Annotated in this window: 13 protein-coding genes; 6 read left to right on the top strand and 7 right to left on the bottom strand. The window is 39.1% G+C overall.

Going from position 1 to position 17,229, the window contains the following annotated elements; all coding sequences use genetic code 11:
- Positions 1 to 345: 345 nt before the first annotated feature.
- Entirely contained in the window at positions 346 to 1,959 is a 1,614-nt protein-coding gene (locus Q0E20_RS06985) for an S-layer homology domain-containing protein (RefSeq protein ID WP_295998245.1), read from the top strand.
- A gap of 108 nt (positions 1,960 to 2,067) precedes the next feature.
- The gene (locus Q0E20_RS06980; RefSeq protein WP_295998242.1) at positions 2,068 to 3,390 is read left to right on the top strand and encodes an S-layer homology domain-containing protein; all 1,323 of its coding nucleotides are present in this window, start codon (positions 2,068 to 2,070) and stop codon (positions 3,388 to 3,390) included.
- Positions 3,391 to 3,558: 168 nt separating this feature from the next.
- Here the strand turns inward: Q0E20_RS06980 and Q0E20_RS06975 are convergent, their stop codons facing one another.
- Complete coding sequence (locus Q0E20_RS06975; protein WP_295998240.1) at positions 3,559 to 4,386, bottom strand: hypothetical protein; 828 nt, start codon at positions 4,384 to 4,386, stop codon at positions 3,559 to 3,561.
- Between the two features lie 10 nt (positions 4,387 to 4,396).
- The gene (locus Q0E20_RS06970) at positions 4,397 to 6,478 is read right to left on the bottom strand and encodes an OPT family oligopeptide transporter (protein ID WP_295998237.1); all 2,082 of its coding nucleotides are present in this window, start codon (positions 6,476 to 6,478) and stop codon (positions 4,397 to 4,399) included.
- A 231-nt stretch (positions 6,479 to 6,709) separates the two neighbouring features.
- On the opposite strand from Q0E20_RS06970, the gene Q0E20_RS06965 reads away from it, so the two are divergent.
- Positions 6,710 to 8,065 (top strand): lyase family protein, encoded by a 1,356-nt coding sequence (locus tag Q0E20_RS06965; RefSeq protein WP_295998232.1) that lies wholly within the window; start codon positions 6,710 to 6,712, stop codon positions 8,063 to 8,065.
- Positions 8,066 to 8,245: 180 nt separating this feature from the next.
- On the opposite strand, the gene Q0E20_RS06960 is transcribed toward Q0E20_RS06965, so the two are convergent.
- The 3 genes from Q0E20_RS06960 to Q0E20_RS06950 all read right to left on the bottom strand — a co-directional run bounded on the left by Q0E20_RS06960 (position 8,246) and on the right by Q0E20_RS06950 (position 11,171).
- Positions 8,246 to 9,427 carry a metallophosphoesterase gene (locus Q0E20_RS06960; protein ID WP_295998228.1) on the bottom strand — a complete coding sequence of 394 codons (1,182 nt, stop codon included), beginning with the start codon at positions 9,425 to 9,427 and terminating at the stop codon, positions 8,246 to 8,248.
- Positions 9,428 to 9,496: 69 nt separating this feature from the next.
- Complete coding sequence (mutY, locus tag Q0E20_RS06955; protein ID WP_295998226.1) at positions 9,497 to 10,597, bottom strand: A/G-specific adenine glycosylase; 1,101 nt, start codon at positions 10,595 to 10,597, stop codon at positions 9,497 to 9,499.
- 52 nt (positions 10,598 to 10,649) lie between these two features.
- On the bottom strand, positions 10,650 to 11,171 hold the full coding sequence (locus tag Q0E20_RS06950; protein ID WP_295998222.1) for an 8-oxo-dGTP diphosphatase: 522 nt from the start codon (positions 11,169 to 11,171) through the stop codon (positions 10,650 to 10,652).
- A gap of 110 nt (positions 11,172 to 11,281) precedes the next feature.
- Here Q0E20_RS06950 and Q0E20_RS06945 point away from each other — a divergent pair, with 110 nt between their 5' ends.
- From Q0E20_RS06945 to Q0E20_RS06935, 3 genes are all read left to right on the top strand, one after another.
- On the top strand, positions 11,282 to 12,052 hold the full coding sequence (locus tag Q0E20_RS06945; protein WP_295998220.1) for a DUF4931 domain-containing protein: 771 nt from the start codon (positions 11,282 to 11,284) through the stop codon (positions 12,050 to 12,052).
- Positions 12,053 to 12,103: 51 nt separating this feature from the next.
- The gene (locus Q0E20_RS06940; protein ID WP_295998217.1) at positions 12,104 to 12,925 is read left to right on the top strand and encodes a metallophosphoesterase; all 822 of its coding nucleotides are present in this window, start codon (positions 12,104 to 12,106) and stop codon (positions 12,923 to 12,925) included.
- Positions 12,926 to 12,992: 67 nt separating this feature from the next.
- Positions 12,993 to 13,223: a hypothetical protein gene (locus Q0E20_RS06935; protein ID WP_005378024.1), complete on the top strand. Its 231-nt coding sequence runs from the start codon at positions 12,993 to 12,995 to the stop codon at positions 13,221 to 13,223.
- A 219-nt stretch (positions 13,224 to 13,442) separates the two neighbouring features.
- On the opposite strand, the gene Q0E20_RS06930 is transcribed toward Q0E20_RS06935, so the two are convergent.
- Entirely contained in the window at positions 13,443 to 13,940 is a 498-nt protein-coding gene (locus tag Q0E20_RS06930; protein WP_295998214.1) for a hypothetical protein, read from the bottom strand.
- Positions 13,933 to 17,229, bottom strand: a 3,297-nt coding sequence (locus tag Q0E20_RS06925) for a hemagglutinin repeat-containing protein (RefSeq protein WP_295998211.1), incomplete at its 5' end; no start/stop codon positions are given. The genes Q0E20_RS06925 and Q0E20_RS06930, both read right to left, overlap by 8 nt.

Raw genomic sequence — 17,229 nt, 5'->3', positions numbered from 1 at the left:
TAAGGGGACTATAAATGTCCAAACAATTGCTATATTCGTATGTAAGCTTGTATAAATCATACTGTTATGACTAAAAGTAATACTCAAAATTGATTTTTATCACACACTTTTATTGTTTATCACTTTTTTCTATAACTCACGCATTTTCTTTATCGAGAACGCCTATCAAATAAATTAATTTTAGATTTTACTTTTTCCAATTCTCAGTTATGTTAAGAAAACAGGAACTTTTACTATTATTCATCTAAATTTTATTCTTATATATTACATTTTCTTATAGTAGTGGTTATTTCATAAAAGTGCTATAATTTATGTATATAAACATAATTCGAAAGGAGCTTTCTCATGAAACTCAATAAATTGTCCTTATCCCTAGCAATTACATTGGCGCTAGGATCTACATTCGGCATGGCTCATGCAGAAACTACAACAACGACGAAAACAGCAGTTGTAACAAATGCTAAAACAGCTACACACGCTACAACTGCGACTAAAACAACTCACGCAAAAGCAACAACTGTAAAAACTGATTCCACAGCGACTTCTAAAACTACAGCAACACCAGCTGCTAAACATGCAACAACAGATAAATCTACAACGGCTGCAAAGGCAACAAACCAAAAATCCGAGGCACCGGCTAAGGTTAAAGAAACCTTACCTTCAGGTGTATATCCAGATACAAAGGATAATTGGGCTCGTGATGCTATCCAAGCTATGACAGAAGCCGGCTACTTATCCGGTTATGCAGATAACACATTCCGCCCTAGTAAGAGTATCACTCGCGAACAGGCAGCTGCCATTTACGGAAAAGTTTTGCAACATAATATGAACGAACAAGAACTGGCTGATTTAATAACAAAAGAAAACGGCGTTTCTTATTCTGATGTTGAAAGCGACCGTTGGTCCAACACAGCTATTAAATTAGTGAGTGCTGCTGGTGTTATGGATGGTACAACCAAAACTACATTCGGTCCTGCTAAAGCAATGGATCGAGAAGCATTCGTTGCTTCTGCAGCTAATTTGGTAAAGAAAATCAAACCTAATGCACCTGTAAAAGCTGAAAAGGTTACTTTCAAAGACAGTGCTAGCATTTCCAAAGCATATGTAGCTGATATTGAATATATGGCACAACGTGGTTATGTAGCCTCCGGTGCAACAACAGATTTTAATCCAACACAACCTGTTACACGTGCGCAAGCCGCAACAATCTTGAACCGCATCTTAAATGGAGAAACAGCCCCTACTTCTAACAAGGCTACTACTATTAAAGAAGATGTAAAGCAAGATGCCTCAAAAGCTGAAAATAAAACTAAAGCCGTAGAAAAAGAAGTCGCTAAAGACGTAAAGACAGATGCTAAAAAAGTAGACACTACTGCAAAAACAGATGCAAAAAAAGCTGATACTGAGGCTAAAGCAGATGCTAAAAAAGTAGAAAAAGAAGCTAAACCAAAAAAAGCTGACAAAGTGTCCGAATCTAAAGAACAATCACCACGCATTGTACGTCCAGTACGTCGTAGTACGTTAAAACCTCTAGAACCAAAACAACAAGAAACGTTAGAAAATAATGTATTCACTCAACTTAACAAAACATATAAAACACCAGAAGCATTCCAAGACTATGGTGTTATGTATTGGAGAGATAACCAATTACATGTAGCATTAAAATCTAATGCTGATTTAGATACAGTAAAAGCTAACTTGGCAAGCCAAGGCAATGCTACAATTAATAACTATGTAGTTGTTGAACCATCCCAATACAGTCAAACTGAATACGATGTTATCGAATCTAACTTCCGTAACTACTATAGCAAAAACGAAAAGGGTGGCAATATCATTGCTGTATTCCCAGATGTTGAAAACAATCAACTATATGCTGTAGTTAGCACTGCAAGCAAAGAAACACAACAAGGTATTTCCAAAGTATTTGGATCCAAGGTTAAAATGACTGTAAAACGCTAACAGCAACGAGATAAAATTTTAATATATTTATGTACCAATACAACTATAAAAACAGCGTTTTCTAACGCTGTTTTTGGTATATTCACAACATGATTAGGAAGGATATGTATGCAACAGTTAACAACACACACATTACGGGCTCTCATCCTGTCCGCTTTACTTACTACATCCGGCATGGCGTTGGCTGCAACACCAACCAGTGTTTCCACTGCGAACACAATGCCACACAATGCAACAACTAATGCAACGCAACCAAGTGTAAACACAACTACAACACCACAAGTTACTGCTAGAACAAATAATACCGTGGTCAACCAACAGTTACGTACTGGTGTTGTTACCTCACCAAAAAACATACAAGATGTGCGACCTTACATTTTTTCTGATGTACCAAGTGACTTTTGGGCTGCTAAATCCATTAGTGCAGTAGCCAAGGCAAAATTGATGAAGGGTTATGCTGATGGTACATTCCGCCCTAATCAACCAATGACACGTGAAGAAGTGGCTTCTTTATTTAACAATATTACCGATGATGGTGAAGCTGCATTTATTTCTAGTCATTTTAAAGATATCACCTCTGATCGTTGGTCTGCACTAGCTATTGAATCAGTAGCTCGAAAAAATATTATCTCTGGCTATGGTGATGAAACCTATAAACCAGAAAAATTTATGTCTCGCCAAGAATTTGCTGTTGTAGCAGATAACTATTTACATTATTTAGGTTATACAACTGATGACCCAACTGTACTGGATCAAGTGGCCTACGGCGATCAAAAATTTGTAGCTCCTTGGGCACAAGATGCAGTTCGTGAACTAGGCTACTTAGGATTTACCAATTACGCACCAGGTACGATGTTTAACCCTGAAAAATACGTAACTCGTGCCGAAGCAGCTGAAATTTCCTATCGCATGACACAAACACCTCAAGCATTAGCATTTCATAATGCCCTCTACCGCCAACAAGTAGAACGAAAAACAGCATCTATCATTAGTCATGCCCTTCACTTTGGCCAAGATTTTACACAATTCAGAAATGCTGGTGCTCTTTTCTGGAAAGAAGGTAAGTTGCACGTTACAGTAGTAGATAAAAAGCAATTTGATGCAGTGAATACCGCTTTATCTGAGGCCCATGATCCACAACTTAATATGGCATTAATTGTAGGCCAAGGTAAATTAACACAAGCTCAATTAGAAGATTTCCAATCTGATGCATTAGCCATGTATCAAAGCAAAGAACCTAAAGGTAAAATCATTAGTATTCTACCAAATGATGATGCATCTGTTTTAATTATCACCGCTGATTCTGTACAAGATGGAACAGTAAAAGCATTTAAAAAGAAATTTGGTAAAAAGGTAATTGTTCAAACACCGCCTGAGGAAAAGCCATCTACAACAATACAATTTCCATTACCATTAAAACCAACTAAATAATCCGTTAGATAGAAAATCCCCTCCGCTTATTTGCGGAGGGGATTTCTATTAAGTATTAAGTTCTATACCACATAAAACAGTCTGTTTAACCCTTTTTTGGTGCTATGCACCTTGTATTGTTAACAATACAAATACATATAGTTAGTTTTGTTAGTTTTGTTAATTTTGTTATTTAGTTACATCATTTTGACGATCGCGCAAATTACCAACTGGTACATATACGGTACCAGCACTATGGTTTGTATCCACATCTTGTTGAAGAATCATCACTACAGAATAATCTTCAGTTGTGTAGAACTCAGATGGCATCTTATCAAATGTAGCATTCGTACCAACTGCATCTTTCACTTGTTGATTATTATTAATAGCATTAACAAGTTCCTTCTTATTCAAACCACCAAGATCATACAAGGATAATTGACGACCCGTTGTAGTATTGAACGTAAAGCCTTTTACATAATTGACACCATTTGCATCACCATCACGCATTGTATAGGTATGAATTAAAACGCTAAAGATACCATTTTTATCTGTTTTTACATCATAATACATGATGACATTTGTTTTATTGGATTCTTTTTCGTTTACTTTTTGAGTGTCATTTTGAACCTTAGAAACGTATTTTTTAATCGTTGTATTAATAGCTTTTTCAACGATAGGGCTAACAGATTTAACCTCTGGGAATACGAGATTCAAATGATCTGTAGTTGCATCTACAGGAGATACACCTACCTCTTTACGATCCATATAGCGATCTGCATTGGGTGCTACTACTTCAATAGTACCACGGTCAGTTTTATTCGCTACAGAACGCATTTTTTTATTTTGTTCTGGCGTAGCTGTACTAGAAAGACGATATGTCACATCGTAACGATTATTCTGTGCTACTACTGCACCAGTATCCTTTGTGACAGGAATCGTTTCACTAGCGGCGGCCATAGATGTGAGTGGCAATGCGGCTGCCATCATGATGAGAACAGTCTGTTTTAATTTCATGGTTAACCTCTTACTTTGCTTGTTCTTGCTCTGCCTTCATAGCAAGAGCTTCTGCTTTATCAAATTTGTGAGTTACAACACGACGAATTAGATAGAATGCAGCGAAAATGAAAGCAAGTAGACCTAACCAACCAGCTGTACTTTCAAATTCAGGACCTACTAATTGAAGTGGAGATTCTCCACCACCAGTTGTAACTGACAATACAATAATAACAGCTATGATTACACCAATCAAGCTTTCACCAACAATCAAACCGGACGCAAACAAAACGCCACGACGATTAGATTGTTCTACATCGTATTCAGCTAATTCTCCAGCACGCATTTTAGCACGAGCAAGGAGATAACGACCTACGAAATAGCTCATGAAAGAACCAACAATTAAAGGCACTTCCAATGTTGGAGGTAAATAGATACCCATACCAACAGCCAATGGAGGCAATGTTAAGGAAGCAGTTGTACTCTTAAGAATCAAGTTAACAATGATAGCTACTACACCAACACAAACACCAATCAAGATATAATTCCAATCCATACTAGAATCGAAAATACCTTGAGCAATTGTAGTCATCAATGTTGCTTGTGGAGCAGATAATGCTGCATTAGGATCCATTTCAGCACGAGGTAACGCACCGGTGAAACCATATGCTTGATATAACAAGTTAAGAACTGGAGCAATCGCAACAGCACCGGCTACGGAACCGAGTAACAATGCAATTTGTTGACGCCAAGGTGTAGCACCAACGAGTTGACCAGTTTTCAAATCTTGTAAGTTATCGTTAGAAATAGATGCAATAGCAATAACTACGGATGTCATGAAGATAGCCATAGCTGTAGCAAATTGAACACCTGCTTCTGTAGCGAACAAATTATTTTCAGAAGCGATGAAATAAACCACTAAAGAAGAAATAATTGTTGCTAAGATACCAATACCAGAGATTGGAGATGCAGATGTACCGATAAGGCCTGCCATGTAACCACATGCAGCGGCTACAAAGAAACCAATTAACAAAGCTACAATAACACCTACTATGACAAGAGTCCACATCAAGCCTGCACTAATAGGTACAGCGGATACGAAGTCCCAGAACGTAATTACCAAACCAATAAGGATAATGGCGAGCACGATCAATACAGACTTTGTACTCATATCAGTGTCCATACGATGAGTTTGGCGTTCAGCAGCACTACTATTCATAGATTTAACAGAAATTTTCATGCCTTCAATAATAGGTTTGATTAAGGTAATCAATGTCCAAATGGCTGCGATACCAATAGCACCAGCACCGATAAAACGAACTTTTGATTTCCAAACGGCCATAGCAAATTTAGCAGTAGCACCGCCATCTGGTGCAAGCATGTTAGTTAAGTATGGTACAAAACCAGCCCATGCAATAAGAACACCTACTAGGATAGCGATACCAGAAGCGATACCGATAAGATAACCAGCACCTAACAACGCTGTAGAAAAGCCTAAAGGAATTTGAGTAATCCCTTTACTACCTACAGGAAGCCAGAAACTCATGCTGTCACCAAGAACTTTAAAGCCGTTAGCACAAAGGCTAATAATACCAGCTATAGCACCACCAGATACGATATCTTTCATACCAGAACCAGATTGAGCTACATCACCACTATGAGATCCAACCTTCAAAATTTCGGCTGCCGCACGACCTTCAGGATATGGTAGGTCACTATTCACTACCATAGCACGACGCAATGGAATGGTAAATAATACACCAAGAGAACCACCGCATGCACAGATTAGAAATGTTTGCCAGAAAGGAAAACCTTGCCAATAACCAAGCATTAAAAGACCTGGCAAAATAAAAATAATTGCAGATAAGGTACCAGCTGCAGATGCTTGCGTTTGTACCATATTGTTTTCAAGAACATTAGAATCCTTGAAGAAACGTAAGATTGCCATTGAAATAATGGCCGCCGGGATGGATGACGAGAATGTCAACCCGACCTTCAAACCTAAGTATACGTTAGATGCCGTAAATATTAAGGTAATTAATGCCCCTAATACCATCCCACGCAACGTAAGTTCCGGCAAGTGAAGGTCATGGCTCATAAAATCGTGTTTCATAAGTACTTACCTCCTCTTATAAATTATAAAACTAACTATAAGCTATATTCATTTTATCGTGTTAAAGCAATGTTGACAATAAAATACTATGTATAAAGGTAATTATACCCCGTTAATTATATCTAATTGTTATTTATTATCATTTTCTATTATATTTTTCCGTTTTTCTGTATATAATAAAGAGGAACCGACGATAAGGTCGGCATGTCTTTTAAGGAGGTTGTAAACATTATGGAAACAAGAATTGAATATGATTCAATGGGACCAGTCGAAGTCGACGCTAAACGAATTTACGGACCTCAAACGCAACGCTCGTTCAATAACTTTAAGATCGGTGACCACCGCATCCCTATTGAACAAATCAAAGCGCTTGCGCTTGTCAAAAAAGCATGTGCTTTAACCAATGCAAAATGTGGCGCAGTAACTGAGGAAAAAGCGAAACTCATCGCTCAAGTAGTAGATGAAATCGTGGACGGCAAATGGGATGATGAATTCCCATTAACCGTATTCCAAACAGGTTCTGGCACACAAACAAACATGAATGTGAACGAGGTAATCGCTCACCGGGCTAAACAGTTAGATGAAAACAACCCGCTCCATCCTAACGACGATGTAAACCGCGGCCAAAGTACAAACGATACATTCCCAACAGCAATGCATATCTGCGGGTACTTTGAAATTACAAAACGCGTAATTCCTGCATTGGACGGCCTTATTAAATCCTTCGAAAAATTGCAAGAAAAAGGTAAAGGCTTGCAAAAGGTTGGTCGTACGCACCTACAAGATGCTACGTTCATCATGGTAGACCAAGAAATTAGCGCCTTTGTAGATGGCCTAAAAACGGCAAAAACTATGCTCCTTCAAAACGCTGATTACCTACTCGACGTTGCCCTTGGCGGTACTGCCGTTGGTACAGGTGTGAACACACCTAAGGGATATCTAGACGTTATGGAAACTGTATTGCCAGAGGTAACAGGCGCTCCATTCCGCGTTAAGAATAACAAATTCCAAGGCCTATCCCTCAAAGATGCTTTCATGATGGCTCATGGCGCCCTTAATACATTGGCTACTACATTATTCAAAATCGCGAACGATGTCCGTTTCTTAGGCTCTGGTCCTCGCTGTGGCTATGGCGAATGGCATCTACCTGAAAACGAACCAGGCTCGTCCATCATGCCAGGTAAGGTTAATCCTACGCAATGTGAAGCCCTTGCTATGGTATGTGCCCAAGTATTCGGCATCAACACAACCATGACACTTTGTGCAGGCAGCGGTGCGTTCCAATTGAACGTGTACATGCCTATCATGATCTATGATTTTGTTGAAAGCTGTCGTCTCCTCGCAGATGCGATGAATTCCTTCACTACACACTGCATCGACGGTGTAGAATTTGTACCGGAAAAGCTTAAATTCTTCGTAGAACAATCACTTATGATTGCTACCTCCTTAACACCATACATCGGCTACGACAAGAGTGCTAAGGTCGTAAAAGAAGCGTACAAACGCGGTTGCTCTATCAAAGAAATCATCTTGGAAGAAAAACTCATGACCGAAGACGAATTTGCCGAAGCAGTTCGCATGAAATAGAACCGCTCGCATCTCTTTAACATATCTATAACATCCTCTTATACCTCAAATGAACGGAATATAAAAGGACGCTATAGTTCTAAATCCTTCAGTATATACTACTGAAGATTAGACTATAGCGTCCTATTTAGTTCTAATATCTTATAAGTTTTATAGCTATTAATATAGCAAAGCCACTGCCTAAGCTACACCGTCGAAAAACGTTATAACCGTAATTTCTCGTGGACAATTAATTCGAATAGGGAACCAGTGTCCAGATCCATTATTTACGTAACATACGCTATTTTTCTCTGTATAGCGTCCTTTTACATATGGTGTACCAATCGGTACCCAAGGCATGCCAAAGAGGATAATTTGTCCACCATGGGTATGCCCGGACAAGGTTAATGGCACATTGCGTTCGATAGCTTCATCAAAGAATTCTGGATGGTGAGCCAACAAAATAACAAAGGCATTATTAGGGATTCCAGACAAGGCCTTATCAATCATGGCTTCACGGTTTTCTCTACGCCGTTCATTGTCATAGGATACGCCAGCAATATAGACAGGTTGTTTACCACCCATGATTTGGATGTTGTCATTAATCAGTACGTTTAATGGCGTTTTTGTTTTAATATCATCGACGATTTTATTGACATCATGATGGAATTCATGATTACCAAGGATATAGTCTACACCATCTGGAATTTGTTTTGCAAATACCTTTAAGCGATCACAGACTTCAGGTAACCATTGTATCTTATCGATAAGATCACCGGTAATGACAACGCGATTTGGGTGTTCTAATAGTGCTAATCGCAAAATTTCGTCAAAGTCATCTAGGTCGATGCTTGGCCCAATATGGATATCACTGAGTTGCACAATCTTGTAATCTGCAAGTCCTGGCGGTAGATTAGTATAACCAAAGCTTTCATGGGTCACAACGATTTCTCGTTGACCTTCATAGGCAGCATAGCCAGCACCACCCATAGCAGCCAAAGGTACAAGAGTGCCTACGGTTCTAAAGAAGGCACGGCGACCTCTCCGCTCTTCGACGGGAACCTTATGGGAGATGCGGTTTACCAGTGCATAGAGTAAGGCCAATACAATGAAAACTGGTATACACAAGAATATGGCGAATACTATGCCATAGCTTTCCGTTCTAAATAGGTTAAGCCATTCGTACCAGGGTGTTCCGTATAGGTTAACTTGGTATAGAAAATAATACCGCACCGCGCAAAACCAACCAGCGACTACCAAAATATAGGCTAGCCACGCAGGCCATAGTTTTTTCGGTTTCCATAAATACAGGTACAATCCCCAAAAGCCTAAAAAGGCTATGGCTAGCACCACGAGAAACACAATATTTATAATTAATTGCATATACGCTCCTAACTGTATATCAAGTAATAGCTAATACATTGAGACAAAATCAGTTTTAGTCTCATTAATTTATTCTATAATAGGACATAATTCTGTCAATTTACCATGAGGTCCCGCCCAAGCATAATCGGCGAATTCCTCCCGTTTGATGAGCATCCAATCTTTCGGTAATTGCTTTTGTATCGCTTCGATTGATGTATGGGCTCCTTCATACTGCAAATCGCCTCGAAAGGCCTTCATAAACCATTTGCGATGTGAAAATATATGAGTTAATTCTTTCACAATAACCGGTTGCAAGGATAGTCCAAATCCCAACATTCCTACAAGTTCAGTCAAACCAGACTCTGCCGCATCATAGGAATCAGCATTTTCTACAGAGGGAAATTCCCACATAGAACGCAAGAGGCCTCGATTAGGGCGTTTATGTAGTAAATAATAGTCACCATAACTAAGGATACCAACAAAGACAGGCACATCAACAACCTTCGTTTTCTTGATACGCACAGGCAATTGATCCATTACATTATGTTGGTACGCATGACACATATTGACAATAGGACACTCACCACAGCGTGGCATCTTAGGAATACATACGGCTGAACCAAAATCCATCAAGGCTTGGTTAAAATCGCCTGGTCTATCATGAGGCAATGTATCCTCTACGATAGCAGTTATGGCCTTCTTGCCCTTTGTGCTCAAAATATCATCGAATATGCCGTACAAACGGGCATAGATACGCAACACATTACCATCAACGGCCACCTCTGGCTCGCCATAGGCCATGGATAGCACAGCGCCAGCCGTATAAGAACCAACGCCCTTCAAAGACTCCATATCCTTGCGATTATGAGGAACCACACCGCCGTAATTCTTCACCACATCTTGCACACCAAGGCGTAAATTACGAGCACGGCTATAATAGCCAAGACCTTGCCAAGCATGCACTACTTCATCTTCGGAGGCCTTTGCCAAATCCTCTAATGTAGGAAACAAACGCATCCAGTTGTCATAATAGGGCTTCATCGCCTCAATGCGGGTCTGTTGGCTCATTACCTCAGATACCCACACCTTATAAGGGTCACCGCAGTCACGCCACGGCAAATCCCGTTTATTTACATCATACCACGCCAACAACTGCGGCACCCACTTTGGGTTCTTCATCTCTTTCATAGTTCCTCAATATAGGTATATGTGAAAGCACATCCTATACTTTCACTATACTCTATTCATTAATATATAAATCAATGCGCGCTAACAGTTCACTTTCCATGACTGTGTCGACCTCTGTTAAACGCATGTTCTCTACATGACTGTTATCTGGGCCAAATCGGATAGGTCCCTTTAGCAACTTCCCCTCTAATAGCATAGGAAGCCACGTACGGTCCCCTTCCCACATATGCTCATAAGGCACATCGGCCAATGCAAACCAATGTGGTTCCATCTCGTCTGATTCAATAGGCTTTACATCGGTAACACGCACAAAATATACATAGCCCACATGGGTTAGACTTTCATCATAAGGGAACTGAAAGTCAAAAAGGGCTACGCACTCTAAATCATCGGCATTAACAAGAATGCCCGATTCCTCATATAGTTCACGAACGGCGCATTGGCGAAAGCTTTCACCAGCATTGATTTTACCACCAAAGCCATTATATTTATCGGCACCAAAGCCACGTTTCTTACGACCTAGCAAAATTCTGTGTTGTTCATCTATGGGAAATACCAAGGTTGTAGGTTTCATAAGACCTCCTATAATTTGGTAAAGATTATTAATATATTATACCATTATTTCATGTGTAATACCGTCATTTATGGTATGATTAAAAGTATGAAAGAGAAAGGAGGCGCACCATGAACGAACCACTTATTTTTGACATTGCTTTAGGCCGTACAAAACCAGTAAATATGCGTGACAATAGTGTGCGCTGTCCATTCTGCGACCGGTCAAAGTTAACAGATATTTTAGCGCAAGATGGTCATATCATATGGCTCATGAACAAATACCCTGTTTTGCAGAACACGTGGCCTACGGTTATCGTCGAAACAGAAGGCGACCAAGGTGAATTATCTACCTTATCTGTTGATGATGCAACACGTATTATTCAATTCGGATTAGATAGATGGCACGAAACGATTTCTACAAAAGAGTTTAAATCTGTTCTCTTCTTTAAAAACCACGGTCCCATGTCTGGCGGTTCCATTCGCCATCCACACAGCCAAATTATAGGCTTACGCAATTACGATTACCACGAAGATATTACGGTTAAAAACATGGAAGGTTGGCTATTGCACGAAGATCAAGACGTCCGTATTACCTTATCTAAACACCCCATCATTGGTTTTTTTGAATATAATTTACGATATAAACCTGATGCGCCGGTCCGTTCCATCGCCATGCGTCTACAACAAACCATACGCTATGTGTTAGATAGCTTGTCCAAATTTTCTCAATCGTACAACTATTTCTTCTATCAACTAGAAGATGGTTACGAATATATTAAGGTAGTTCCTCGCTACATTACAACACCCCTCTATGTGGGCTATAAAATTCCACAAACATGCAATGATGAACGAGCTGCAAAAATTTTACACAATATTACACCCTATTTTGCATTAAAATAAGAATCCTCTGCTACAAGCTCTGTAGATTAGAGGGCTCTAGTAAGGATATATATGAATATTTACGCCATTGGAGACCTTCATCTATCGGGTAATCCGCCTACGAAGCCAATGAATATTTTTGGCCCCCACTGGGACAATCATTGGCAACGTATAAAAGAACATTGGCTGTCCACCGTCACCGATGAGGACATCATCTTTCTTGTAGGTGATATGAGCTGGGCTTTACGCCTCAATGACGCACTATACGACCTCAACGAAATCGCCAGCCTTCCAGGTCAAAAATTTATGATTCGTGGCAATCACGATTATTGGTGGTCATCGGCAAATAAAATGAAACAAGCCATGGGCGATAGTATTAACTTTATACAAGGTCATGGTACAGCCCGCATCATTAATCTCAATACAAATGAGGACTCTAATGATGATGCTGAAAATAGTAAACATACTCAAGGTGAAAGTCAGCTTATCTTGGCCTTTGGCGGTACACGAGGATATATTTGCCCTGATGATGCTAACTTTAAACCGGATACGGATCAATCTATCTATGACAGAGAAATTATGCGTACCGAAGCGGCATTACAAGAAATGGAGCACGCTATCCAAGCGTTGCAAAAGGAACATGCTAAAACAGAGAATACCAGTGAACCACCACCTATAACGCGCATTCTATTGTTACATTATCCACCATTCAATGAAAATAACGCCCCATCAGGCTTTACAGACCTTATGGAGCGCTATCATGTAGATATATGTATATTTGGCCATTTACATGACCAGATTTCATTCAAACGGATTCCTTCAACATTTGGAACCACTAAATTAGAACTTGTCTCTGCAGACTATGCAGAATTTAAGATACAAAAAATACTATAATTGAATTCCTATGATGCATAACTGACATACTATTCAAATGTGCATCATACATTTATAAAGGAGCATTATGAGTCGCATCCATAAAGAGCATTTACAAGCAGGCTATATCTTTGGCGATACAATCAATCAAGAATATATCTATTTGCCATCCGGCGAGGTGGGCACAGACCATCCGTTAGCAGTTCTCGAAACGCCTACAAAACGTGAGGACCTTACATTGGACGAAGCGGTTCATATGATTGATACGCTAACATTAAAACGGTGTAGCCACCCTACATTAGGTAAAAAATCATTTTAGTAGTAAAAGGGCTACAATCATGGGGCTGTAACAGGATCCGGTTTTATCGCATTCTAGTTGCAGCCCCTTAATCATGCCTATCCGGCGTACAACTAAATATTAGGATGACACCATAACGGTATCGCTTCCGACATTTAGCCAGTTAAAAAATATATTTGGCAGTTGAGAATAAAACACGTTTACACAAAATTATGGCTACTACTCATCATTAAATATTTATCATAAAACGAATTTAACTCCTTGTCTTGGAAAATTAGTTTTTATATTTTTTAATCTAAGATATTGTTCATAGTCTCTATCCGACAAAGCTATTGATTCTATAGATGCAATAGTAATTAAATCTCCATAAAATTCTCGCTTTAACTTCATATAGAACTCAAAATCAATTTGATTATCTACATAAACTTTTATATTATTACTAGATTGATCAATAACCAAAAATAAACCCGTTCTATAAGCGTAAATAATATTATCTATTATTACCATTGACTGTCCATTAGTAATCAAGTGATAAGGAGTCTTTTGATCACTAATCACATTATATTGTCCATCAATAACAAACCGGTATGTATAATATTCATACCCAGACCAGCCTATTAAGGGAAGGATTAATAAAAGCCCAATGCCTATATATCCTAGGACAACGTTTGTAATAACTTTAAATATAGTGATTACAATCTCAAAAAAAATTTTTATATAATATATAATTCTATCCATATATACTCACACTAAAATCTACCGTATACACATAAGGTTTTAACAATCCACATCGTTGTAACTCATAAGCAGATGTTGCAATTAAATTTCCAATACCGCTAGACCCAGCATTATTAAAATCATAATTATCAATACCATATCCGCTTGCACTCACTGAACCATCATAGTTATGAGATATATTCGCAACTAACTTAATGCGACCAAAGGCATAATGATTTCCACCATCATCTGTATCAACACTTATATAAAAAGGGCGAGTTGTTCCAACGGGAATACTTTTACCAGCCTTATATAATTCGGATCTAGTATTATAATCATTCGATAGCCGTTGAGACGCTAAAGAACCTTCATAAAAATGCGTATCCCCGGCCCCTGTGAGAGCTTGTTCAAGTAATATTCCTGCCAACCTATATTCTTCAGTTACCTTTGCAGACTCTATCCCTAATTTTGCAGCATAATAAACTGGAGCGTTACTAGTTATAGCCTCAGTTTTATATTCAGGACCATAAACATCCTCACTGTAAATATCAAACTCTTGACCTTCTTGTTCCTCAGCTATTTTTTGCTGAGCGGCATTGGCAGCATCATCAAATGTCGCAAACATACCTTCTGAATTATCACCATTTTTCTGATCATTAAATTTAGTACCAAGTACAGATACAGCACCACCACTTGTAGAGGGTTTCCCCAAAACTTTATTAACCACTACACCTAAAGCGGCACTTAATATTTGTGCTTGATCCGGATGCTTTTTTCCCACCTTATCAATAATCTTTTTAATAGCTAACTCATTAATCCCTGCCGCCATAGCACCAGATCCATTTGGATTACCTGCCAATTGCGCAGTAATCTCACCTATTGCAGCATGCAAAGCTACTTTTTCTGGACCGCCTTCTTTCCAATGATATTTATCACTTAAACGATGTACTTCTTCGAATGCATTCTTAGCAAATAAACGTGCTAGTTCCTGACGTTCTTCAATTTTCTTTTTATCAAATATCTTATCTAGTTGATGCAATGTATTTTCGGTATTGGTATTAATTGTCTTAGTATCAATTTGTTTACCATCTACAGTTAGTATACCATCAGAAATAGCAGATTGAGTAGTCGAACTTGCTTTACCTTTAGAGCCTAAGCCTAAATTTGGAACTAGACCGATATTATTATAGATCTTATCATAGCCTTTTTTATCATTGGTCTTCATCTCTTCAAGTTTCTTTTTACTACCATAGTAGTTATAGCCAATCCCATTGTTGCTATATGTATACTCGGCTTCGTTTTGGATATCTTTCATCTTAAGAGATTTGGTAGTCAATGTATTCTTAGCTTTTGGAGCTTCACTTTTAATAACGGCACCTTCTAATGTAGTACCATTCCCTACATGAATATCATAGCCATCTTCGCCAGCAAAAATACCGGCTTGATGAGTCACGCTTTTCCATTTACTATCAATGCGTCCTACACTAGCACTTATACTACCAGTTGGATCCTTGAAATTAGGTTTAGAGGAAACAGAGAAGCCAGCAGACTTACTGTGTTCTTTAAAGTTATCTACATCTTGTAAGCTTTGCATATGTAAATCTCGACCTGTATCAACTTCAACTTTCTTACCAGATACAGTAGAACCAATAATAGTAGTATCTCGCTTTGCTTTAAGTTGTGCTAATTGTGCGGCTTTAATCGTCGTTGGTACATAGTTTTCTTGATGGATATCGCCATTTTGACGAGCCATATTGCCACTTGCATTAATGTCGAGAAGACCACCACCAGTCAAACTAATGCCAGCACCTACGCTCCAACCAGAACTTTTATAGGTATTCTTAACATCTACAGTATTTTTGCCCGCTGCAAGGTTGATATCACTAGCACTATCTAATACTAGTTTTTTTGCTTGTACTGTTTCACCAGTTAAACCAATACCACTTTGCTGAGCATCACGAGCCTTGATTTGTACTTCACTATCACTAACAAGAGTACCACCTTGATATGTATTTGTATCTACTACTTGTCCTTGCTTCCTTGACGTGCTACCAATGCTCACAGACAAATTAATAGCATCGTCAATATTTTTTTGACCGCGTCGGGAATGATTTTTTGTGTCTTTTAATACTTTACCATCAGGATCACGAAGTTTGACGCCCTTAACCGCTTTATCTACCGCCGCATAGCCATCTTGCAATTGTTGACGTGCTTCATTGAGTTCAAGTGCAGCTAAACGCTTATCATCACGGCTACCCGCTTGTTTTATAGTACGAGTTGCATTAGTAAGCGTATCAACCACTGCACCACCCAAGGATACGGTAAGCCCCGTCTTCTTATAGCGTTCATCGTGACTCATGTGATTATGGTTTACATTACCATCTAATATAACCGCAGATCCATCTAACACAGCGCCTTCTTTAGCAACAATATCTGCGCTTGTAATGTGAACTCTATCATTCGCTTTGACGGTAACATTACCTTTCGTGCTGGCAATTGTATTTCGTACAGTAGTTTCTTCATGGTTAGTTTCATCTATATTGTGTTTCTCTTTACCTATAGTAAAGCCTATTCCTGTACTACCAAGCAAACCAGATTTCTTATGACGATATACACTGGTACCATCTGTAATCGCTTTATCTGCACCAAGATCTACCTTACCACCAGCGGTAACAGATACGGCATTCTCACCTATAATTTGAGCAGATTGACCGGTTACATCTTGAGCACTTGTAAGCTGTATATCTTTACCACTTACTGTAGAGCCTGTTACAACTGTAGTAGTTGCATCATCAACAGCATTGGTACTTTCACGTTTGACAAAGCTTTTCTTTTTATCTAGATACACATGATTGACTGTACTATTTGCCTTCGCCGTATTTAATTCAACCGTATCACCAGATACTTTCACTGTGTCTGCCGCTAATAGTTGACTGCCTTCAAGTTGTACAGCATCAGAGGCTACAACAGAAATGTTCTTACCTTCAATGCTACTACCAACAGATGATTGAGCTTTAACAAGGTCATGAGACTCCGTCGTTTGAGAATGTCCACCGCCAGATTTGCCCTTGTCAAAACGATGTTCTTCCAGTTCATGTGTAGCATTCATGGCTTTCATCGTTACATTATGGCCAGCCGCTACATGCGTATTTACATCAGAAGTAATAATGCCCGCCGCCATAGATATATCTCGGCCTGCAACTACTGTTGTTTCACCAGCACCACCAATACGACCTTGATCTACACCGGTCATCGTTTCACGTCGATTATTTCGACTATCCCACTCAACTTTGCTATTAGCTGCCTCATA

Origin of the sequence: uncultured Veillonella sp. (genome assembly GCF_934230905.1) — a bacterium.
In the GTDB taxonomy this organism is placed as follows: Bacteria; Bacillota; Negativicutes; order Veillonellales; family Veillonellaceae; genus Veillonella.
This window is presented reverse-complemented; position numbering and strand designations above follow the sequence as displayed.

Bases quoted from the DNA above. Each gene is read 5' to 3' on its own strand.
- Q0E20_RS06985 (WP_295998245.1), top strand. From the start codon at position 346: ATGAAACTCAATAAATTGTCCTTATCCCTAGCAATTACATTGGCGCTA.
- Q0E20_RS06980 (WP_295998242.1), top strand. From the start codon at position 2,068: ATGCAACAGTTAACAACACACACATTACGGGCTCTCATCCTGTCCGCT.
- Q0E20_RS06975 (WP_295998240.1), bottom strand. From the start codon at position 4,386: ATGAAATTAAAACAGACTGTTCTCATCATGATGGCAGCCGCATTGCCA.
- Q0E20_RS06970 (WP_295998237.1), bottom strand. From the start codon at position 6,478: ATGAAACACGATTTTATGAGCCATGACCTTCACTTGCCGGAACTTACG.
- Q0E20_RS06965 (WP_295998232.1), top strand. From the start codon at position 6,710: ATGGAAACAAGAATTGAATATGATTCAATGGGACCAGTCGAAGTCGAC.
- Q0E20_RS06960 (WP_295998228.1), bottom strand. From the start codon at position 9,427: ATGCAATTAATTATAAATATTGTGTTTCTCGTGGTGCTAGCCATAGCC.
- mutY (WP_295998226.1), bottom strand. From the start codon at position 10,597: ATGAAAGAGATGAAGAACCCAAAGTGGGTGCCGCAGTTGTTGGCGTGG.
- Q0E20_RS06950 (WP_295998222.1), bottom strand. From the start codon at position 11,171: ATGAAACCTACAACCTTGGTATTTCCCATAGATGAACAACACAGAATT.
- Q0E20_RS06945 (WP_295998220.1), top strand. From the start codon at position 11,282: ATGAACGAACCACTTATTTTTGACATTGCTTTAGGCCGTACAAAACCA.
- Q0E20_RS06940 (WP_295998217.1), top strand. From the start codon at position 12,104: ATGAATATTTACGCCATTGGAGACCTTCATCTATCGGGTAATCCGCCT.
- Q0E20_RS06935 (WP_005378024.1), top strand. From the start codon at position 12,993: ATGAGTCGCATCCATAAAGAGCATTTACAAGCAGGCTATATCTTTGGC.
- Q0E20_RS06930 (WP_295998214.1), bottom strand. From the start codon at position 13,940: ATGGATAGAATTATATATTATATAAAAATTTTTTTTGAGATTGTAATC.